This is a genomic window from Enterococcus sp. MSG3299 (genome assembly GCF_050555765.1).
GTDB lineage: Bacteria > Bacillota > Bacilli > Lactobacillales > Enterococcaceae > Enterococcus > Enterococcus faecalis.
Genome location: NZ_CP187869.1, coordinates 1,106,583 through 1,128,631 on the forward strand (window position 1 = coordinate 1,106,583; position 22,049 = coordinate 1,128,631).

General features: G+C 38.3%; 18 protein-coding genes and 3 tRNA genes. 17 read left to right on the plus strand and 4 right to left on the minus strand.

The genetic code is table 11. The annotated features are described in order from the left end of the window. Positions 1-30 precede the first annotated feature (30 nt). The 6 genes from dnaJ to IGL23_RS05550 all read left to right on the plus strand — a co-directional run bounded on the left by dnaJ (position 31) and on the right by IGL23_RS05550 (position 6,622). Positions 31-1,200 carry a molecular chaperone DnaJ gene (gene dnaJ / locus IGL23_RS05525; RefSeq protein WP_002357822.1) on the plus strand — a complete coding sequence of 390 codons (1,170 nt, stop codon included), beginning with the start codon at positions 31-33 and terminating at the stop codon, positions 1,198-1,200. Positions 1,201-1,438: 238 nt separating this feature from the next. Then, entirely contained in the window at positions 1,439-2,173 is a 735-nt protein-coding gene (locus IGL23_RS05530) for a metallophosphoesterase family protein (RefSeq protein WP_002369513.1), read from the plus strand. A 97-nt stretch (positions 2,174-2,270) separates the two neighbouring features. Continuing rightward, the gene (locus tag IGL23_RS05535; protein WP_002360465.1) at positions 2,271-4,463 is read left to right on the plus strand and encodes a Tex family protein; all 2,193 of its coding nucleotides are present in this window, start codon (positions 2,271-2,273) and stop codon (positions 4,461-4,463) included. Positions 4,464-4,489: 26 nt separating this feature from the next. Next, positions 4,490-4,951 carry a SprT family protein gene (locus IGL23_RS05540; RefSeq protein ID WP_002365561.1) on the plus strand — a complete coding sequence of 154 codons (462 nt, stop codon included), beginning with the start codon at positions 4,490-4,492 and terminating at the stop codon, positions 4,949-4,951. A gap of 69 nt (positions 4,952-5,020) precedes the next feature. After that, positions 5,021-5,104 (plus strand) — tRNA-Leu (locus IGL23_RS05545). A gap of 300 nt (positions 5,105-5,404) precedes the next feature. Then, a complete protein-coding gene (locus IGL23_RS05550) occupies positions 5,405-6,622 on the plus strand; it encodes a pyridoxal phosphate-dependent aminotransferase (protein ID WP_002357817.1) in 1,218 nt (405 codons plus the stop codon). 65 nt (positions 6,623-6,687) lie between these two features. Here the strand turns inward: IGL23_RS05550 and IGL23_RS05555 are convergent, their stop codons facing one another. Further along, a complete protein-coding gene (locus IGL23_RS05555; RefSeq protein WP_002357816.1) occupies positions 6,688-6,864 on the minus strand; it encodes a hypothetical protein in 177 nt (58 codons plus the stop codon). 177 nt (positions 6,865-7,041) lie between these two features. On the opposite strand from IGL23_RS05555, the gene IGL23_RS05560 reads away from it, so the two are divergent. Together IGL23_RS05560 and nagA are read left to right on the plus strand one after the other, a co-directional pair. Then, positions 7,042-7,869: a helix-turn-helix domain-containing protein gene (locus IGL23_RS05560; RefSeq protein WP_002381942.1), complete on the plus strand. Its 828-nt coding sequence runs from the start codon at positions 7,042-7,044 to the stop codon at positions 7,867-7,869. 100 nt (positions 7,870-7,969) lie between these two features. Continuing rightward, positions 7,970-9,118: an N-acetylglucosamine-6-phosphate deacetylase gene (gene nagA, locus IGL23_RS05565; RefSeq protein ID WP_033594228.1), complete on the plus strand. Its 1,149-nt coding sequence runs from the start codon at positions 7,970-7,972 to the stop codon at positions 9,116-9,118. Positions 9,119-9,160: 42 nt separating this feature from the next. Here the strand turns inward: nagA and IGL23_RS05570 are convergent, their stop codons facing one another. Both IGL23_RS05570 and IGL23_RS05575 read right to left on the minus strand, forming a co-directional pair. Further along, a complete protein-coding gene (locus IGL23_RS05570) occupies positions 9,161-9,547 on the minus strand; it encodes a hypothetical protein (protein WP_002360464.1) in 387 nt (128 codons plus the stop codon). A gap of 13 nt (positions 9,548-9,560) precedes the next feature. Next, positions 9,561-10,220 carry a DNA/RNA non-specific endonuclease gene (locus IGL23_RS05575; protein WP_002363828.1) on the minus strand — a complete coding sequence of 220 codons (660 nt, stop codon included), beginning with the start codon at positions 10,218-10,220 and terminating at the stop codon, positions 9,561-9,563. 160 nt (positions 10,221-10,380) lie between these two features. Here IGL23_RS05575 and IGL23_RS05580 point away from each other — a divergent pair, with 160 nt between their 5' ends. The 8 genes from IGL23_RS05580 (at position 10,381) to IGL23_RS05615 (ending at position 16,903) form a co-directional block, all read left to right on the plus strand. Continuing rightward, complete coding sequence (locus IGL23_RS05580; protein ID WP_002360463.1) at positions 10,381-11,082, plus strand: ABC transporter ATP-binding protein; 702 nt, start codon at positions 10,381-10,383, stop codon at positions 11,080-11,082. 9 nt (positions 11,083-11,091) lie between these two features. Then, positions 11,092-13,728 (plus strand): FtsX-like permease family protein, encoded by a 2,637-nt coding sequence (locus tag IGL23_RS05585; protein WP_033594227.1) that lies wholly within the window; start codon positions 11,092-11,094, stop codon positions 13,726-13,728. A 183-nt stretch (positions 13,729-13,911) separates the two neighbouring features. Beyond that, positions 13,912-14,445 (plus strand): hypothetical protein, encoded by a 534-nt coding sequence (locus tag IGL23_RS05590; protein ID WP_002357809.1) that lies wholly within the window; start codon positions 13,912-13,914, stop codon positions 14,443-14,445. Positions 14,446-14,461: 16 nt separating this feature from the next. Beyond that, the gene (locus IGL23_RS05595) at positions 14,462-15,931 is read left to right on the plus strand and encodes a flotillin family protein (RefSeq protein ID WP_002357808.1); all 1,470 of its coding nucleotides are present in this window, start codon (positions 14,462-14,464) and stop codon (positions 15,929-15,931) included. 146 nt (positions 15,932-16,077) lie between these two features. Next, the gene (locus IGL23_RS05600; RefSeq protein WP_002357806.1) at positions 16,078-16,311 is read left to right on the plus strand and encodes a DUF2969 domain-containing protein; all 234 of its coding nucleotides are present in this window, start codon (positions 16,078-16,080) and stop codon (positions 16,309-16,311) included. Positions 16,312-16,407: 96 nt separating this feature from the next. Continuing rightward, a tRNA-Tyr gene (locus IGL23_RS05605) sits at positions 16,408-16,488 on the plus strand. A 9-nt stretch (positions 16,489-16,497) separates the two neighbouring features. After that, positions 16,498-16,569 (plus strand) — tRNA-Gln (locus IGL23_RS05610). Positions 16,570-16,723: 154 nt separating this feature from the next. Then, entirely contained in the window at positions 16,724-16,903 is a 180-nt protein-coding gene (locus tag IGL23_RS05615) for a hypothetical protein (RefSeq protein WP_002357804.1), read from the plus strand. A gap of 55 nt (positions 16,904-16,958) precedes the next feature. Here the strand turns inward: IGL23_RS05615 and IGL23_RS05620 are convergent, their stop codons facing one another. Further along, the gene (locus tag IGL23_RS05620; RefSeq protein ID WP_002357803.1) at positions 16,959-17,570 is read right to left on the minus strand and encodes a TetR/AcrR family transcriptional regulator; all 612 of its coding nucleotides are present in this window, start codon (positions 17,568-17,570) and stop codon (positions 16,959-16,961) included. Between the two features lie 175 nt (positions 17,571-17,745). On the opposite strand from IGL23_RS05620, the gene IGL23_RS05625 reads away from it, so the two are divergent. Next, on the plus strand, positions 17,746-21,993 hold the full coding sequence (locus IGL23_RS05625; RefSeq protein WP_010819954.1) for a 2-hydroxyacyl-CoA dehydratase: 4,248 nt from the start codon (positions 17,746-17,748) through the stop codon (positions 21,991-21,993). The last annotated feature ends 56 nt before the right edge of the window (positions 21,994-22,049 follow it).

A 22,049-nucleotide genomic window follows, 5' to 3' on the forward strand; every position in this document is an offset into this window, starting at 1 on the left:
TAAAGTTTGAAGAAAGTTGGAGGGAAGTCAATGGCGACGAAACGAGATTATTATGAAGTGCTAGGATTAGCAAAAGGTGCTTCAGATGATGAAATTAAAAAAGCATACCGCAAACTTTCCAAAAAGTACCATCCAGATATTAACAAAGAAGCCGATGCGGAAGAAAAATTTAAAGAAGTTTCTGAAGCGTATGAAGTATTAAGTGATCCACAGAAAAAAGCGGCCTATGACCAATATGGCCATGCAGGAACTGATCCTAATTACGGTGGCGGCGCTGGTGGCTTTGGCGGTTTCGGTGGCGGCGGATTTAGCAGTAGTGGTTTTGGTGGATTCGAAGATATTTTCGATTCATTCTTTGGCGGCGGCGGTGGCCGTTCTGTTGATCCAAATGCACCAAGACAAGGCGCCGATTTACAATATACAATTCAATTGAAATTTGAAGAAGCTATTTTCGGTGTCGAAAAAGAGATTAAGTACAATCGAGAAGATACTTGTGCAACCTGTGGCGGTAATGGCGCCAAACCAGGCACACACCCAGAAACTTGTCATAAATGTCATGGCTCTGGAACAATCAATGTTGAACGTCAAACGCCATTAGGTCGTATGATGAGTCGTCAAACTTGTGATGTGTGTCATGGCACAGGGAAAGAAATTAAAGAACCATGTCCAACTTGTCATGGCACAGGTCATGAGAAAAAAGCACATACTGTCAAAGTAAATGTGCCTGCTGGAGTAGAAGACGGTCAACAAATGCGTTTAGCTAACCAAGGAGAAGCGGGTACCAATGGTGGACCATATGGTGATTTATATGTAGTCTTTCGTGTTGAAGATAGTGATATTTTCGATCGAGATGGCGCAGAAATCTACTATGATTTACCAGTAAGTTTCGTCCAAGCGGCTCTAGGGGACGAAGTAACTGTCCCAACTGTTCATGGTGACGTGAAATTAAAAATTCCGGCTGGAACACAAACTGGCACAAACTTCCGCTTAAGAGGCAAAGGTGCGCCACGTTTACGTGGTGGGGGCAATGGTGATCAACACGTGAAGGTGAAATTAATAACACCAAAAAATCTTAATGAAGAACAAAAGGATGCCCTACGAGCTTTTGCAAAAGCTGGCGGACAGAATGTAACTGAACAACAAGAAGAAGGCTTCTTTGATAAAATGAAAGATGCGTTTGGCGGTAAGAAGAAAAAATAAACCAAACGAGTCAGAGACAAAAGCAGTTAGCTCCAAGTGTTCATCACTCTCGAAGGCTAAATTGCAACGAGTAATTGTAGGTGCTGCTTTTGTTCAATTGATTATCTTAAGATTTAGAGAGTGGGACATAAGTCGTTTTGACTTATGTCCTATTTTCGTTTCTTATTTCCAAACATTTTACGAGAATATTTTAAAATTTAGCGTATACTTAATATAAGCAAGTTAGGAGGGCTTATTTATGAAACCATATGTTTATGTAATCAGTGATATTCATGGACAAGCAGATTTGTTTGATGCCTTACTCACAGACTATGACCCAGTCGAGCATCAGCTAGTTTTAATTGGTGATTTAAACGACCGTGGTCCGCATTCTAAAGCCTGTTTTCTCAAAGGAAAAGAACTTGTCGAGCAACACGACGCTGTTTATTTACGAGGCAATCATGAAGAATATTTTTTGCAGTTTCTTCAAAATCCAGAGGACTGGTTTGCAGGATATGTTCGCAATGGTGGCAAGGAAACAATTGAAAGTCTCTTACATCCAGGAGCTACTGCAGAATACTCACCAACAGAAATGGCCTTAATGATCCGTAGTCGCTATCCAGAGTTAATTGATTTTTTAACAAAACGACCGCTTTATTTTGAATGGCAGCATTACTTATTTGTGCATGCTGGGGTTGATTTAACGATGGAAGATTGGCGGCAAACAGCCCCTAAGGATTTTTTGTGGATTCGCGAACCCTTTCATCAAGGGAAAAATAATACAGGCAAGACCATTGTTTTTGGTCATACCATTACCCCGATGTTACATGGTGATATGCAGACCACGGACCTTTGGCAAAGTGATGGAAAAATTGGGATAGATGGTGGTGCTATTTTTGGCGGCTCTGTGCATGGTGTGATTTTTAATGAAAAAGGCATTGTCCAAGATATCGAATATCAAAAACGCACCCCTGCGTGGCAACCAGAATTTTGATTCCTTAATCGCACGAATCAGTTACCTCACTTCTATATTTAGAAGCAAAAATATGCTAAAATAGATAAGTATGCATAAGAAAAGAGGTATCTAGTTAATGGCAGAAGCTTATAACGAAGAAGTAGTAGCGCTACTTCAAAAAGAATTGACAACGTATCGTTCAAAACAAATAACAACGGTTTTAACTTTATTAAATGAAGGAAATACAGTTCCTTTTATTGCCCGTTACCGGAAAGAAATGACTGGAAGTTTAGATGAAGTCCAAATCCGTGAAATAGAAGAACGTTATCATTATTTACAAAACTTGAAAAAGCGGAAAGAAGAAGTTCTCCGTTTAATTGAAGAGCAAGGAAAACTAACAAAAGAACTCAAAACAGATATTCAAAAAGCAGTAAAAATGCAACAAGTGGAAGATTTATATCGACCATATAAACAAAAACGTCGGACTAAAGCGACTATCGCGAAAGAAAAAGGGTTGGAACCATTAGCAGATTGGTTGCTCTCTTTACCTGAAAACGCGGATATCTTAGCTAAAGCGGCTACTTTTATTAATGAAGAAAAAGAAGTTGCAACCGCCGAGATAGCCTTGCAAGGTGCTCATGAAATTTTAGCAGAACGTATTAGCGATGAACCAAAATACCGAACATGGTTACGTGATTATATGGTTAAACATGCGCAATACGTTAGCGTAGTTAAGGACGAAGAAAAAGACGAAAAGCGGACCTATGAAATGTATTACGATTTTGCAGAACCAGTTAGCAAAATGGTGCCGCACCGTGTCTTAGCAACGAATCGTGGTGAAAAAGAAGACATTTTAAAGGTTTCCCTTGTCGCTGATGAAACAAAAATTAATGATTATTTCCAACGTCAACTAATCGGCAAACAAGCAACAAGTTTTGCTGCTCCATACATTGAGGCTGCTTATTTAGATAGCTATAAACGATTTATTGGACCAGCGATTGAACGGGAGATTCGCAATGAATTAACAGAAAAAGCTGATGAACAAGCGATTGCAATTTTCGGTGAAAATTTACGTAATTTATTATTACAGTCACCACTTAAAGGAAAAGTTGTTCTAGGATTTGACCCGGCTTATCGGACAGGCTGTAAATTAGCAGTTGTCGATGAAACGGGTAAAGTTTTAGCAATTCAAGTGATTTATCCACATAAACCAGCGACTGCTGCGAAACGTGAAGCCGCTGGTCCAGCCTTTAAAAAGATCATTGAAGACTATCAAGTGGACATGGTAGCTATTGGAAACGGAACGGCAAGTCGTGAATCTGAATTGTTTGTGGCAGAGCAATTAAAAGCGGTGAAACGGGACGTCTTTTACGTGATTGTTAATGAAGCAGGGGCTTCCGTTTACTCTGCGAGTGAAGTGGCTCGTAAAGAGTTTCCTGATTTACAAGTCGAAGAACGAAGTGCGGTCAGCATTGCACGTCGTTTACAAGATCCGTTGGCAGAATTAGTAAAAATTGATCCCAAAGCAGTCGGGGTCGGTCAATATCAGCATGACGTATCGCAAAAACGTCTTGCCGAGCAATTGGATTTTGTTGTGGAAACTGCGGTAAACCAAGTTGGTGTTGATGTGAATACAGCGAGTGCTCAACTTTTACAACATATTTCTGGCTTAAATAAAACAACGGCGCAAAACTTAGTCACTTATCGTGATGAAAATGGTGTCTTTACAGCACGAAATCAAGTCAAAAAAGTACCTCGTTTAGGACCAAAAGCATTTGAACAAGCAATTGGCTTTTTACGAATTCCTAATGGCAAAAATGTGTTAGATAACACTGGCATTCACCCAGAAAGTTATCCAGTAGCACAAGCAATTTTAGAAAAAGCAGAGATTGCTTCTAAAGAATTAGGGACAGCAGAAGCTATCGAAAAATTGAAACAGTTACCAGTGAATCAATTAGCTACTGAGTTAGAAGTTGGTTCAGAAACACTCACAGATATTATTGCTAGTTTAATCCAACCAGGTCGTGATATGCGCGATGAGATGTCCGCGCCACTTTTACGTAAAGACGTGTTGACAATGGAAGATTTGAAACCAGGAATGGAAATGCAAGGGACTGTTCGAAACGTAATTGACTTTGGCGCGTTTGTCGATATTGGTGTGAAGCAAGATGGCTTAGTCCACATTTCTAAGTTAAGTACTAAATTTGTTAAGCACCCAACGGATGTTGTTGCGGTGGGTGATGTAGTCACAGTTTGGGTAGAAGATGTTGACTTGAAAAAGGGGCGTATTAGTTTAACCATGTTGCCTCGTGCTGATAGAAAAGAGTAACAATGAAAGAGTCTCAACCAGTCTTGATGACAGATCAAGCGCTTCAAACGCTAGTGGAAAAAATTTCAATCGTATTTTTTCAGAAACCTTTTCTGCATCAAGCTACATTTAATCGGCGGTTAAAAACTACGGGCGGTCGCTATCATTTAGCTTCGCATCACCTGGATTTTAATCCAACTGTCTTTTTAAAGTATGGACAAGAGGAACTGGAAAAAGTCATTAAGCATGAGTTATGTCACTATCATTTACATTTAGCTGGCAAAGGCTATCAGCATAAAGATAAGGACTTTAAAGAGTTATTGGCTAAGACTGGCGGTGCCCGTTATGCACCGCCTCTAGTAGAACGGAAAAAAGCAGTTTTCCATCAGTACCAATGTCAGTCTTGTGGAGAAGTCATCCTCAGAAAACGACGAATTGATACGACACGATATGTCTGCGGAAAATGTCATGGGCGTTTGTCCTGGCAAGCGAAAAAAGAACAAATCTAATAATTACTGGTCTTTGTTATCTTGACAAAGACCAGTAATTATTTTAGGATAAATAAGTGCTCTTAAAATGCAGATGTGTTGGAATTGGCAGACAAGCATGATTGAGGGTCATGTGGACAGATGTCCGTGTGGGTTCGAGTCCCATCATCTGCATCAACTAGTATAACAAGAGGTCGGGACAGAAGTGTTTAACTCCGAGAAATAAGAAGGAATTTCCAAAAATTGTTCTTTAATTTTTGGAGAATTTCGGCTTATTTCCGAAGAAGTTGCTTCTATTCCCGCCGTTTATCAGTTTTTGAGCGTGGAGCAAAAATCCAAAGTGATTTTTGTCCCACGCTCTTGTTTATTACGGAAAAACCATCAATTTTTTATTAAATTCTGATATTTATTATTGCTTTTTCATTATAGTTGGCGTAACTTTAGAGTATAAATTTGTGAAGCGAGGGAGTCCGTGTGAGAAATTTTAAAAAATCTGATAAATTAAATAACGTAAGTTACGATGTCCGTGGTCCTGTTTTAGAAGAAGCAGAACGCATGCAAGAAGAGGGCATACGTATTTTGAAATTAAATACAGGGAATCCAGCGCCATTTGGTTTTGATGCCCCAAATGAAATTGTGCGCGACATGATTGTGAATGTTCGCGATTCAGAAGGTTATTCCGATTCAAAAGGTATTTTTTCTGCAAGAAAAGCGATTGAACAATATTGCCAATTAAAAAAATTTCCTAATGTAACGATTAATGATATTTACACTGGTAATGGCGTGAGTGAACTAATTACCATGTGTATGCAAGGCTTGTTAAATAACGGCGATGAAGTACTTGTGCCAATGCCAGACTATCCTTTATGGACTGCATCTGTTTCTTTGGCGGGCGGTACACCCGTTCATTATATTTGTGATGAGCAAGCAGAATGGTATCCAGACATTGATGATATAAAATCAAAAATAACTTCGAATACAAAAGCAATCGTTATTATAAATCCAAATAATCCGACTGGTGCTTTATATCCGAAAGAGTTATTATTAGAAATTGTCGAAGTGGCACGTCAAAATGATTTAATTATTTACTCCGATGAAATTTATGATCGTTTGGTCATGGATGGTTTGGTTCATGTACCGATTGCTACATTAGCACCTGATTTATTTGTCGTAACATTGAATGGTTTGTCAAAATCACATCGAGTGGCAGGCTTCCGATGCGGTTGGATGGTGTTGAGTGGAGATAAATCACGAGTAAAAGGGTATATCGAAGGGCTAAATATGCTTGCTTCCATGCGGTTATGCTCGAATGTGTTGTCACAACAAATCATTCAAACCGCATTAGGCGGCTATCAAAGTGTCGATGACTTACTTTTACCAGGTGGCAGAATTTACGAACAACGAGAATTTATTTACAATGCGATAAATGATATTCCTGGTTTATCAGCCGTGAAGCCTAAAGCAGCTTTCTATATTTTCCCGAAAATTGATACGGCCAAATTTGACATTTATGATGATGAAAAATTTGTTTTAGATTTCTTACACAAACATCATATTTTATTAGTCCATGGTGGTGGGTTCAACTGGCAACAACCAGATCACTTCCGTATTGTTTATTTACCGAAAATGGAAGACTTAAAAACTACAGCAGATAAAATGCGTGAATTTTTAAGTACCTACAAACAAAAATAAAAGAACTACCAAAAAATAGCCTCTAACGAAGCTATTTTTTGGTAGTTCTTGTTTTATCAACAATACTATTCTGCGGTTTCACATGCTTTTTTACTAATAATCATTCGGTTGGTATATTTTTCTTCCATATCAGGACTAGGATTTGCTACTACGATGAGATAAGAATTTTCATACTCCTTCTCCACAAAGCCTGAATAATTTGTTTTTTCCCAAATGAAGTGAACCTTTTTCTCTTCGGCCATACAATAACACTCCTTTTTAATAAAAATGAACCTATTTATTTTCTAAGAAAACCTTAGATAATGTTCTTGCAGTATATTATGCAATAAAGTACAATAAAAGCATAATGCGAATTCGCATATTTTGACAAAATCCCCATTTTGCAAGGAAAATGGCCGATATAAATAGGAGCTATTGTGATGAATTCTTTAGGTGCAGTTATTAAAGAAATTAGAAAAAATAGAAAATTGACACAGAAAATGTTATCAGAAGACATCTGTTCGCAAAGTGTTTTAAGTCGCATTGAAAACAATGAAGAGTTGCCAAACGTTCTCGTAATGCAACAACTTTGTGATCGTTTAGGTGTGACTGTTGACCAGATTATGCGTTATAAATCTGGTGATGTGCACGTTGTTACGTATTCATTTGAAAAAATGGCTGAATATTTTCGCCATAAAAAATATCAATTATTATTAAATTATTTAAAGGAAAATCGTATTGAAGAACAATTGTATTTAGATACGGACTGGCAAAAATATTATTATTATTTAGGTAGTTGTGAATTGTTTGTTCTAAATGATTATGAAAAAGCTATTGCTAGCTTGCGTAAAGGGTTATCTTTCACCTATAAAGCTGATAAGTTAAATGTTTCTGATTTAGAGATTCAATTAATTAGTTGTCTAGGTGCCACTTATGGTTACATGGGCAATCGAGTAGAAGCAGAACGATTTTTAAGTTTGAGTATTCATTATTTTAATCAATTGCCAAATGAACGCAGTAATGCAGAATTAACGAAAATATTTTTTAATTATGCTGATTTCTTATTTAAAAATTATACAGAAAAAGATGCCGAAATTTATGTGGATCAAGGAATTACTTGGGCCCGCAAAAAAAATAGTTATTATTATTTAAGTGAATTATTAAATCTAAAATATTTAGTTTTAATGAGAAAGAATAAACACGAAGAAGCAGAACGTTATTTAAACTTAGCACAACAAATGAAAAATGTGGAAAGTGGCAATCTTTAAAAAATCCTCAGAATTGCTTAAAAGGTCTACACCATTTCTTGACTTTTGTACTGATTAAGAGTACTTTTGAAGTAAGTAAAATAAAGAAAGAAGGATGAAGATGAAAACATTTATCTTTGCAGACAAGTTCTTTTTAAAAAGCGATGTTAAAGGACCTGGTTATTTAGAAATCACGGATGGTATCTTTGGTAATTATACAAAAGATGAACCGCAAGGGGACGTAAAAATTATTCGTGAGGAAGGCAAATGGATTGCCCCAGGTTTAGTCGATACTCATATTCATGGTTACATGAATCATGACGTAATGGATAACGATGCAGAAGGCATTAAAGTGATGTCTGAAGGCTTATTATCTTGTGGTGTAACTTCATTTTTACCAACAACGTTAACTTCAAGTAAAGAACGTTTAACAGACGTTGCACGTACGATTGGTCAAGTCTACCAAGAAGTACCTGGTGCAAAAATTCAAGGGATTTACTTTGAAGGACCTTTCTTTACTGAAGAACATAAAGGCGCACAAAATCCAAGTTATTTTGGAGATCCAGACCTTGATACATTCCACGAATGGCAAGAAGCTTCAGGCGGAATTATTAAGAAAATTGCGTTGGCACCAGAACGTAATGGTGTGAAAGAATTTGTTGAAACCGTTACAGATGAAGGTGTCGTTGTTGCTTTAGGCCATAGTAATGCGACCTTAGAAGAAGCTGATGTGGCAGTTGAAGCAGGCGCTAGCGTTTTTGTTCATGCATATAATGGGATGCGTGGCTTAAATCACCGTGAACCAGGGATGGTTGGTGCATTGTTAACGTTACAACACGTTTTCTCTGAATTAATTTGTGATGGACACCATGTACATCCGCAAGCGGCTGAAGTATTGATGGAAAAAGCGGGCCATGATCACGTTGCGTTAATTACAGACTGCATGATGGCTGGCGGTATGCCAGATGGCAACTACAATTTAGGTGAATTTCCTGTTGTGGTAGCAGAAGGAACGGCTCGTTTGGAAACTGGGAACTTAGCAGGAAGTATTTTAAAACTAAAAGAAGCAATTAAAAATGTAGTTGATTGGGGTATTGCAACACCTGCACAAGCAATTATGATGGCTTCATTAGTTCCTGCGATCAGCTGTAAAATTGATGATCAATGCGGCATGATTGCAAATGGTCGCGATGCTGACTTTATCGTATTAGAACCAACCATGGAATTAGCAGCCACTTATTTAGATGGCGTAGAACGTTACCGAGCATAAGACACAAGAAAAAGCTTGCGGAAATTTATCCGCAAGCTTTTTTTATAATTCTTTTGGTAAAATCGCAGAAGTGATTTCTTTGTTCTCGTAGGCAATAAAAAAATCGATTAATTGCTTGTCAAATTGCTCAATATCCTCTTTGTAAAGGGAGCTGGGAATCACAAAGGTTTGCTCTAGAGTACCTGCTAGATAATCGCCATCTAAACTTTGGGCGACAACTAAAAATTCTTGTTTGCGCCAATGTTCCACATCTGTTTCAGAAATGGTTTCTGGAGAGGCTAAAAATTTACAATTTTCGACAAACTGTTCATCAATTTCTTCACTGAAAGTTAATTCAGCATCCTCTTCTTGAGGTTGAGAGAGGATTGCTTGCAAAAATGTTTGTGGTTTTGCATCGGGTAATGTTTCTTTTAGCTGTTCAAAATCCAATGAAAGTTCCTCCTTATTGTTTGTTTAAAATAGTTACTGAAAAATCAATGGGTGAATTTGTTTTAAGGCTTTTGGCTTCTAAGATGATTTTTTCAGCCAACAAATCGTTTCCGTTATATACAGGTGTCACGCGATAACGAACGGTTTCGCCGCGATCAAGAGCTGCCCGAATCTGATTTTCATATTTCGTCATATAAGGAGTGTTGACAGGATTCTGATACAAGGTGGTTAAGTTACGTGGATCATCACCACTGCCTCCCATTTGACGGCCGATTAGGTGGCCACGCGAGTGATTAGCTTTTCCTGAAATGAAACCAGCTGGTCGAATATCTTTATTAGCGGAAGTTCCTGTATTGACCATTGCGGGTTTTAATAGCGCATCAGCGCCTGTCGCTCGTTTTAGACGATCTAGTGAATGATAAGTAATCCAGCCGTTTGAACTATCCTTTAATTCCTCTGCTGAAAATGTGGCTTTACCATTTTCAATTGGTCCGGGATTATCTCCTTTAGGTGCTGGTGTGCTTGAGGGGGTGGTTGTTTGTGGTTGAACATTAAATAAATCTTGTAAAGCATCAGGAACTTTAACGCCAACCGCGCCTAAAATTAAAATGATTAATGCGCCAATTAGCATGATGGTTGAATTAAATGGTGGTTTCTTCTTTCTGTTTGCCATAACGTGCTCCTCTAATTTTATACTTGCAATAGTCCAAATTTAAGTGGACCATCTTTTCTATTATACGTAAATTTGCTAAAAAATCAAAAAAGGCTTTTCTTTGAAAGACTTGTTTTCTCAGATATGTTACTATTTTAATGTAGAAGGGAAGGGATAGTGGATGGCCTATATTGAAGTCAAAAATGAATACAAGCGTTACCAAATGGGAGAGACAACTATTACTGCGAATGACGGCATTTCTTTTGAAGTGGAAAAAGGAGAAGTAGCGGTTATTTTAGGCCCCAGCGGTGCTGGAAAATCAACTGTTTTAAATATTCTTGGTGGAATGGACAGCTGTGATGAAGGGGAAATTATTATTGATGGCACAGATATCGCTCAGTTTTCAGAGAAACAATTAACCACTTATCGACGAAATGATGTCGGGTTTGTTTTCCAATTTTACAATTTAGTCCCAAATTTAACGGCAAAAGAAAATGTCGAATTGGCTTCGCAAATCGTTGCGGATGCGTTGGATTCGACCACTGTTTTACAATCGGTGGGTTTAGGGGAACGTTTAGATAATTTTCCAGCGCAACTTTCTGGTGGTGAACAACAACGAGTAACCATCGCCCGTGCGATTGCTAAAAAGCCCAAGTTGCTTTTATGTGATGAACCGACAGGAGCACTGGATTATGAAACAGGGAAACAAATTTTAACCATTTTGCAAAACACTGCTCGTGAAACAGGAACGACCGTCTTAATTATTACCCACAATTCAGCCATTGCAGAAATGGCCGATCGGGTAATTCGAATTAATGATGCGAAAGTTCGCGAAATGACTGTGAATGATCAGCCTAAATTGGTTGCTGAAATTGAATGGTAGGTGCCTAAAATGAAGAAAACAGCGCTAATTAAAACAAGCTTACGTGAAATTAGACAATCTACTACACGATTTTTATCGATTATGGGGATTATTTTCCTTGGTGTAATGGTTTTTGTTGGTTTGAAAGCTACTGGACCAGATATGATTAAAACCGCGAATAATTATTACCAGAAAGAGCAGCTTCCAGATGCGCGAATAATTTCTACAATGGGACTGGAAAAGAAAGATTTAACAACTCTACAGTCTTTAAAAGATGTCGAAACAGTTGTGCCGCGGTATACAATAGATGCCACGATTGGGCCGCAAAATAATGCAGTAAAATTGTTTGGCTATCGAAAAAATCAAGCAGGATCGGTTAACTATCAAGTAGTTGACGGTCGGTTACCTAAACAAACAAATGAAATTGCATTAGATACATTAGCGAAAACTAGATATGACTATAAAATGGGTGATAAAATCACTTTAAACGATGCAGCGATTAAAGAAAAAGGGCTGACACAAACTCATTTTACTGTTGTTGGATTTATCAATTCACCAGAATATATTGATAATACATCCAGGGGAACCACAACGGTCGGGTCTGGAACGTTAAACTTTTTTGGCGTGGTTTCGGAAAAAGCCTTTGACAGTCAACGGTATCCAGAATTGCTAATCTCATTTCGTTCATTAAAACATCAAAATACGTATTCCTCTGATTATGAAAAGAAAAGAGAGCAGGCCTTAAATCAAGTAAAAGAGGCACTGAAAAATCGGCCAGAAGAACAGATTGCGGCTCTGCGTGATTCGGCTCAGCCGGACATTAATCAAGGTCGGCAAGCGCTGGAAACGGGAAAACAAGCGCTTGCGCAATTGGAGCAACAGCCAGGAATTCCAGCTGAGATGCTTGAAAAGCAAAAAGACGAATTGGCTAAACAGGAACAACTGTTGGCTGAAAAAGAAACAGAGCTAACCAATTTGAAAGCCCCAACGTATTATTATTTTACTAGGGAAGACAATCCAGGATTTTCTGAATATCAAGATAACGCTGATCGGATTTCTTCTTTAGCCACGCTGTTCCCGTTGTTCTTTTTCCTAATTGCGGCATTAGTCAGCTTAACTACCATGACACGTATGGTGGAAGAAAAAAGAATGGAAATTGGTAGTTTGAAAGCTTTAGGTTATCGTAATCGTGAAATTGCTTCGATTTTTATTACCTATGCAACGGTTGCTAGCCTAACAGGTGCATTATTAGGATTGGCAGTTGGCTATTATCTATTCCCTAAAATAATTTTTGATGCCTACGGTCAAATGTACAATATTCCTGATTTAGTTACACCGTGGTACTTAAATTACAGTTTATGGGGCATCGTTGTAGCCTTAGCTTGTACTGTGGGAGCGGCCTTAGTGACATTAAGAATCGATTTATTAAGTACCCCAGCTACCTTGCTAAGACCCAAAGCGCCGAAAGCAGGCCAACGGATTTTACTAGAACGAATCCGCCCTTTATGGCAACGCATGAGCTTTATTCAAAAAGTGACCGCTAGAAATCTGTTCCGCTATAAACGACGGATGCTGATGACTGTTATCGGAATAGCTGGTTGTATGGGGCTGTTAATTGTTGGTTTTGGTTTACGCGATTCAATTGTGGATGTCGCTACAATTCAATTTAATAAAATCTGGCATTACCAAGCAGTCGTGACTTTTAAAGAGCAAACAACAGCTGAAGAGACAAAAGAGTATCAAGAAACGTTGCGCAAACTGGATGGTTTGAATAAAACAATTCCGTTATATTCAGAAATCTTTAAAACGAAGGGCAAAGGCGCACCAACTCAAAATATTACTCTTTATGTGCCACAAGATCCTTCGAAAATGGCTGATTTTCAGTTATTTAATGATCGAGTCACTGGAGAAAAATATTCCCTCAACGATGACGGTGTAATCATTAATGAAAAATTAGCTAAATTATTTGGCTATAAAGTCGGAGATCAATTAAATTTAGAAAATAGTGATAATCAAACCTATCACGTGAAAATTGCCGCGATTGCAGAGAACTACACGGGTCATTTTGTCTATATGACGCCGAAACTCTACCAGACGATGATGAAACAGAAGCCGGAGTATAATACAGAATTCCTACTTTTTGACAAAAAGTTATCCTCAAAACAAGAAACCTCAATCGGAGAGGCGTTGACAAAACAGCCGAAAGTGTTGAACATTACGTTTTTAACTGCGATGAAAGGTTCGTTTGATGATATGCTGAAAAGCCTTGATATTGTCATTTGGGTACTAATTGCTGTTTCTGGTTCTTTAGCGTTAATTGTGTTATATAATTTAACCAACATTAATGTTTCTGAACGGATTCGAGAACTTTCCACGATTAAGGTTTTAGGGTTTTACGATCGTGAAGTCACCACCTATGTTTACCGTGAAAACATTATTTTAACGTTCATTGGTATTATTGTTGGCTGCTTCTTTGGGAAAATTTTGCATCAGTATATTTTAGCAACCGTTGAAGTTGATTTAATTATGTTTTCGCCAATTATTCATTGGCCAAGTTATCTGTATTCCGCAGTCATCACCATGTGTTTCACGTTGTTTGTGATGGTCATTATGCATCGGAAATTGAAGAAAATCAATATGATTGAAGCGTTAAAATCAAATGAATAGCACATTTTAAAAAACGAGGAGTCCGTAGAAGTTCGATAATTCTAGGGCTGCTCGTTTATTGTTGCTTCTTTTATTAAGAAAAAATAGGTCTTAAGATGTATCTTTTGAGATTTATTTGGAAATTACTACTCTTTTTATTTAAAAATTGGTACACTATTACTAGGTTATAGCACAGAAAGGAGTGTGGGAAAAGTGTTAGAAGGTCTACCATTGGAAACGGTTTATTTTTATGCATTAGTGGGGAGCGCGGTCCTCGCTTTTTTACTAATTATTTTTGGGGATGTTTTTAATTTTGATGGACCGGTGGACCCAATGCTGATTATTCCATGGATTGCTTTTACCTCGCTGTTTGGGTACCTTGGGGAAGAATTAACAGCGGTGAATAGTTGGCTTATTTTAATTGTCAGTGGTATTCTTTCAACCATTATTGTTTTCTTCCTAAATTTTTATGTGTTGGTCCCTTTGAAAAATTCGGAGGCCACAATTTCTATTTCGGAAAAAGACATGGAGGGTCGTGTTGCTACTGTGATTACCCCAATTCCTGTCCGGGGAATGGGCGAGATTCAATTGAAGAGTGTCACAGGTTCGTTAAGTCGACCAGCAGCATTTTATGTGCCACAAGAAGTGGCTGCGCCAAGAGGTAGTGAGGTATTGATTATTGAATTGAAAGAACGGGTTTGTTATGTCATTCCTTACGAAGGCAGTCTAAAAATATAGAGTAGGAGAGAAGAAAATGGGGATTTTGTTACCGATTATTATTGCAGTTTTAGTATTATTAATGTTATTAATTGTGTTTGTTTCTAAATATCAGACAGCCAAACCTGATGAAGCGTTAATTATCAGCGGGAGCTATCTAGGCTCTAAAAATGTTCATGTAGACGAAGGTGGCAACAAAATTAAAATCGTTCGTGGCGGTGGTGCGTTTGTCTTACCAGTGTTCCAACGTTCAAATCGAATTAGTTTGCTTTCAAGTAAATTAGATGTTTCCACACCAGAAGTGTACACAGAACAAGGGGTTCCTGTGATGTGTGATGGGACCTCAATCATTAAAATTGGTTCGTCAGTTGAAGAAATTGCGACAGCAGCGGAACAATTTTTAGGAAAAACAACGGAAGAATTAGAAAATGAAGCACGTGAAGTATTAGAAGGACATTTACGTTCGATTTTAGGTTCAATGACAGTGGAAGAAATTTACCAAAACCGTGATAAATTTAGCCAAAGTGTACAAGAAGTTGCCAGTGTTGACTTAGCTAAAATGGGCTTAGTTATTGTGTCGTTCACAATTAAAGAAGTTCGTGATAAAAATGGATACTTGGATTCATTAGGGAAACCAAGAATCGCTCAAGTTAAACGTGATGCAGATATTGCTGAAGCAGAAGCTTTGAAAGAAACTCGCATCAAAAAAGCGGAAGCAGAAAAAGAATCACAACAAGCGGAATTGCAACGTCAAACAGAAATTGCAGAAGCTTCAAAAGAAAAAGAATTGAAATTAGCGTTATACAAACAAGAACAAGATATTGCCAAAGCCAAAGCAGACCAAGCCTATAACTTGGAAAGCGCGCGTGCACAACAACACGTGGTGGAACAAGAAATGGAAGTCAAAGTCGTTGAACGTCAAAAACAAATTGAGTTAGAAGAAAAAGAAATTACGCGTCGTGAAAAACAATACGACTCAGAAGTGAAGAAAAAAGCCGATGCAGATCGTTACGCACGCGAACAAGAAGCTCTTGCTCAAAAAGCACGCGAAGTGGCAGAAGCCGAAGCAGAACGCTTCAAAGTTGAAGCATTAGCCGAAGCGGAAGCCAACAAAACGCGTTTAACAGGTCAAGCGCAAGCCGAAGCTATTTTAGCTCGTGGTGCAGCGGAAGCCGAAGCCAAACAAAAGATTGCTGATGCCTTCAAAGAATATGGTGAAGCAGCTGTGTTAAGTATGGTGATGGAAATGTTACCACAATTAATGAAAGAAGCAGCACAACCATTGGGCAACATCGACAAGATTTCAGTGGTAGATACAGGCGCAGGTGGCGAAAATTCTGGCGCCAACCGTATTACCAATTATGCAACAAACTTGTTGGCTGGTACACAAGAAACACTAAAAGAAACAACGGGCCTCGACGTGAAAGAGCTAATTGAAAACTTTTCTAAAAAAGGTACCTCAAATAGCGTGAACTATCATGCAACAGAAGGTTCAGAAAAAGAATAGAAATCAGCCTTTAAGGAGTAGCGAATCGCATTTCGTTACTCCTTAATGCTGCATTGAAACGATAAACGAACAATCTGACAGAGAAATAGCGGGTGCTTGTTTTGTTTTAAAGATTCTGATAACATAGAGTTCTTGGAGGGATAGAGATGTCAAAAAAGAATAAAGATATTGAAGTACGTGTTGAAGAAGAAAAAGCCCAATACAATGGAGCAAATGTTTTAATGAACAAATTATTTATTGGTAAAAAAGAAATCGGTCGTGTCATTCCGCAAAATGATAAAAAATTCATCATTGAAATTGATGGCAAGCAAGAAGGTACAGCAAAAAATCTGGACGAAGCCTTTGAAACAATTATTCGTCAATGGAATTTAAGTGAATAAAAAATAAATAACAATTTTTTTAAAAAAAGGGTTGCTTTTTTCTGGAAAAGATTGTATTATAACTAAGTCAGGTCGTTACAGCGACAATGACTTTTTGGAGGAATAGCGAAGTGGCTAAACGCGACGGACTGTAAATCCGTTCCTTAGGGTTCAGTGGTTCGAATCCACTTTCCTCCATTTTCTTTTTGGGGTATAGCCAAGCGGTAAGGCAACGGACTTTGACTCCGTCATGCGTTGGTTCGAATCCAGCTACCCCAGTTTTCAGAACATTTCTGGTAGAGAGATGTTCTTTTTTTGTATAATTATATAACAAAAATGAGGTAAGATTTTCCTCATGTACAGGCTAGAAAAGTTTTCATTTATATAAGAATATGCTAAAGTATTAAGAAAGAATAGTCTGGAGTTGATAAGAATGAACTTTAAAGAAAAAATTACAGAAATGGTTGAAAATGTTTACGATTTAGCACGCGATGGTAAGTATGATGTCAAAGTTGACTTAATTCCTCGTAAAAAAGGCAACATCAAAAGTGGTGTTAAAGTCACTTCTTCAAGAAATACAGCCCACAATATCAAATGGCGTTCAAAAAACTAATTCGTCTTTAACAGAAACACCGGAGCAGACAACATTATTGTCTACTCCGGTGTTTTTATTTTTCTAATTCGATACCTAAGACAGTTAAATGCCCATTACCAACTAATTTGATAACTAATTGGGCTAAGTGGTTGGGTGTCATATCTGTTTCGCTAGTAATCCACCAATGAAGGGTACCGATGAAGATAGAGGTCATGTATTCAATAACAAAATCTATCGGTACATCAATATCATTTTCGGTGATACGCAACTGCGAAAAAATCGTCGCATATTTTTCTTCGATAATTTCAGCTAAGCGTTTTCGAAAGTGTTCGTTGAAATTATTGTCCATGATAGTTAAGAAGAAAGATTTGTTCTCTTGAATATTAATATAGAGTTGCGTCAGAAGTTCTTCAATGTGCTTCACGCGGACACGGTTGCCATTAACCAGTTGTTGCGAATCAAGAATAGCGGTAAAAGCACTAAGCGTAAAGGTGAAGATTGCATCATATAAATGCTGTTTGTCTTTAAAGTGAGCATAAAAAGTCGCACGATTAATCATAGCTTCATCAGCAATATCCTGAATCGTCACCGCTTCGTAGCCTTTCGTTTCTACAAGTTTAAAAAAAGCTTCAATAATCATTTTTCTGGTTCGTTGTACTCTAAGGTCTGTTTTCTTTGCCATCATAAATTCCTTTCGAGATAGTCAACATTCGCGGAAACTTTGTTGTTTATCTCACAAAATAGGGTAAATTGCTTGTTGCAAATCATTTAGAACCTTTCTAAAATAGGTATATCTATTATAACAAACAGTTTGTATAATAATCAACAAACTGTTGGGAAATGAAGGGGTATTTTAATTGATGGTTATGAGAGCAGGGATTGATGTTGGGTCAACGACAGTAAAATTAGTATTTTTAAATAAACAAAATCAGCCTATTTTTACAAAATATGAACGCCATTTTTCAGATGTCAAAGCAGCAACGGAACGCATTTTAAAAGAAGGACTATCAAGGATCGGTGCAGACCAACCTGTGACAATGAGCATAACTGGCTCTGGTGGTATGGGGCTGGCTGAGGTATTAGGGATTCCCTTTGTTCAAGAAGTTATCGCGTGTACACGAACTGTTGAAACAATAATCCCAGAAACGGATGTTGCTATTGAACTTGGCGGAGAAGATGCAAAAATCACTTTTTTTGATGGTGCTTTAGAGCAACGAATGAATGGTAGTTGTGCAGGTGGGACAGGCGCCTTCATCGATCAAATGGCTGTTTTACTTAAAACGGATGCCAATGGAGTGAATGAATTGGCGAAGAATTATCAAACTATTTATCCGATTGCTTCCCGCTGTGGGGTTTTTGCCAAAACGGATGTTCAACCTTTAATCAATGAAGGAGCAGCGAAAGAAGATATCGCGGCGAGTATTTTTCAAGCGGTAGTTAATCAAACAATCGCCGGGTTAGCTGCTGGTCGCAAAATTAAAGGTAAAGTAGCGTTTTTAGGGGGACCTTTATTTTTCATGTCAGAATTGAGAAAACGGTTTGTTGAAACCTTAGCAATTCAGCCAGAAGATGTTATTTTTCCAGAACAACCGCAACTGTTTGTAGCAATGGGTGCAGCACTTTATTCAGAAGATGCAGCCGAATGTACATTGGAAGAATTAATTCAGCGCTTAGTGAACAGCCAGGCTACTGATTTACAGCCGAGCGACACGTTACCACCGTTATTTAACAGCGCAGAAGATTTGGCAGATTTTCGAGAAAGACACGCGCAAGCTCAAGCAAAGGAGAAACCTTTATCTCAACATACTGGCGTGACCTTTTTAGGGATTGATGCAGGCTCCACAACGACAAAAGTCACATTGATTGATGAAGATGGTCATTTGTTGTTTTCTTTTTATGGTAATAACCAAGGGCAACCTTTAGAAACCACCATGACAGTACTGAAATCACTTTATCAACAACTGCCTGAAGAAGTTTTTATCGGAAAAGCGGCTGTTACAGGATATGGAGAACAGCTAATAAAAAATGCGTTAAAAGTCGATATTGGTGAAGTTGAAACGATGGCCCATTACAAAGCAGCCAACCATTTTCAGCCAGGTGTGGATTTTATTTTGGATATCGGAGGACAAGATATGAAAGCGATGACCATTAAAAATGGCGTGCTTTCCTCCATTCAATTAAATGAAGCTTGTTCTTCTGGGTGCGGTTCTTTTATCGAAACCTTTGCGCAATCTTTAAAATATAATGTGAAGGATTTTGCTTTGGCGGCTTTAGAATCGCAAGCGCCTGTTGATTTAGGTTCTCGGTGTACTGTTTTTATGAACTCAAAAGTGAAACAAGTTCAAAAAGAAGGGGCCTCTGTCGGCGATATTTCTGCTGGACTATCTTATTCAGTCATCAAAAATGCCATTTATAAAGTCATTAAAGTTCGCCGACCTGAAGAGTTGGGAGAAAAGATTGTCTGCCAGGGAGGAACATTTTACAATGAAGCGGTCTTGAGAGCTTTTGAAAAAATTAGCGGTCGTGAAGTGGTTCGTCCTTCTATTGCTGGTTTGATGGGGGCCTATGGGGCAGCGCTGATTGCTTTGGACGCTTATGAAATTGGGGAAGAAACCACGCTTCTTTCTTTAGAAGAGTTAGCGGCATTTACCTCTGAAAAGGAATTTACTCATTGCGGCTTGTGTGAAAACAATTGTCAATTAACGGTCACAGTGTTTTCGGACGGGCGCCAATTTATTACGGGAAATCGCTGTGAACGTGGTGCGCGAATTAAAATTAAACGAGAAGAACGCAAAGTGAATTTGGTTGATTATAAGTACCGTAAGTTATTTAAGTACCGACCTTTGCGGGAAAATAAAGCGTTTCGTGGGCGCGTGGGTATCCCTAGAGTCCTAAACATGTATGAAAATTATCCTTTGTGGCATACATTTTTTACTGACTTAGGCTTTCGGGTCGAATTATCGCCACGTTCTAATAAACAAATCTATGAACAAGGCCTTGAAACGATTCCCAGTGATACGGTTTGTTACCCAGCGAAAATGGCGCATGGACATATTCAAGCATTAATTGATGCGCAAGTGCCAATTATCTTTTATCCTGGTGTCGTTTTTGAACAGCAAGAAACAGTGGAAGCAGATAATCATTTTAATTGTCCAATTGTGCAAAGCTACCCAGATGTCATTCGAAATAATGTGGATGCCATCAGAGAGGGCCAAGTGGATTATCGAAATCCCTATCTTAATTTAGCGAATGAAACTGCAGTTGCCAAAGTTTTAGCTGAAAATTTTGCTGATTTAGGGATTTCCTTAGAAGAAATTCAAACAGCGCTGCATCATGGTTATCAAGAATTAGCAGCTTTTAAAAAAGAAATTCAAGAAAAAGGCGAAGAAACGTTAGCCATGTTAACTGAAAAAGGCCAGAGAGGGATTGTCTTATCGGGGCGACCGTATCACTTGGATCCAGAAATTAATCACGGCATTGCCGAAGTCATTACACAGGAAGGATTCCATGTCTTGACAGAAGACAGTATCTCGCATCTTGGAGACGTGCAGAATTTACGTGTGGTGAATCAATGGGTCTATCATTCTCGCTTATATGCGGCGGCTAAAGTAGTGGCTAAGACGAAAAATTTAGAACTTGTCCAACTGAATTCCTTTGGTTGCGGCTTAGATGCTGTGACAACCGATCAAGTAGAAGAAATCATGGATCGGTCTGGCAAAATTTATACAGTCCTCAAAATCGATGAAGGCGCGAATTTGGGCGCAATTCGTATTCGGTTGCGCTCCTTGAAAGCGGCTGTCAATGAGCGGGAGAAGCAACAGTTTGTTCCGCATATGCAAATGGAAGAGCCAGAGAAAATTGTGTTTACAAAACAAATGAAAAAAACACATACTTTACTGTTACCAATGCTTAGCCCAATTCATCAATCTGGATTAGTCGATGTAGCATTACAAGCTTCTGGCTATCATGTCGTCTGTTTGCCTGCGCAAGACAAAGAAGCTGTGAATGTCGGGTTAAAATATGTCAATAATGATGCGTGTTACCCAGCAATTATTTCCATCGGACAACTAGTTGAAGCTTTGGAAAGTGGTCAATATGATTTGGATAATGTCAGTGTCTTAATGACGCAAACAGGGGGCGGTTGTCGCGCAACGAATTACATTCCATTATTACGAAAAGCCTTAAATGATGCTGGTTTTTCTCAAGTTCCTGTAGTTTCAGTTTCGATGGGCAATAAAGGAGTCGAATCCAATCCAGGATTTAAATTTACGTTGCCAATGATCAAGCGCTTAGTAGTTGCCTTTTTATATGGTGACTTATTCGAACGAGTAGTTTATCGAACAAGACCTTATGAAACAGAAAAAGGAATGGTGGATCAACTGCACCAAGATTGGCTAAAAAGAGTGGAAGCCAATGTCCGGAATGGTTCGCTGACACAATTTAATCACTTCATGAAAAAAATTATTCGGACGTTTGATGAAATTCCTTTACAAAAGATAAAAAAACCAAAAGTCGGTGTGGTCGGGGAAATTTTAGTGAAATATTCGCCGACAGCGAATAATGATATTGTGCGTTTGTTAGAAGAAGAAGGTGCTGAAGCAGTTGTGCCAGATATTGTTGGCTTTATGAACTATTCTTTGTACAATCAAATTTGGAAATACGAAAATATGGGCATGTCAAAACAAAGCAAACGTTTAGCAGAATTTGCGATAAAAATCATTGAATTGGTAGAAAAACCAATGGATAAGGCATTGAGAAAATCTGTCCGTTTTGATGGTATTCATTCCATTTATGATATGGCAGCAGAAGCAAGTAAAATTTTATCAATTGGCAATCATACGGGTGAAGGTTGGTTTTTAACAGCTGAAATGATTGAGCTCTTAAAACACGAGGTGAATAACATCGTTTGTATGCAGCCGTTTGGATGTTTACCAAACCATATTGTTGGAAAAGGGGTCGTGAAAGAGCTACGACGCCAATATCCGCAAGCAAACATTGCGGCGGTGGATTATGATCCAGGGGTATCTTTGGTCAATCAGTTGAACCGAATCCGTTTGATGATGGCCACAGCGAACAAGTTGTTGAAAGAAGAAAATGTAAAAAGATAATAACTAATAGAAATTCGTTTGAAAACATTTGACTTGGTCACTTTTTACTGACTAAG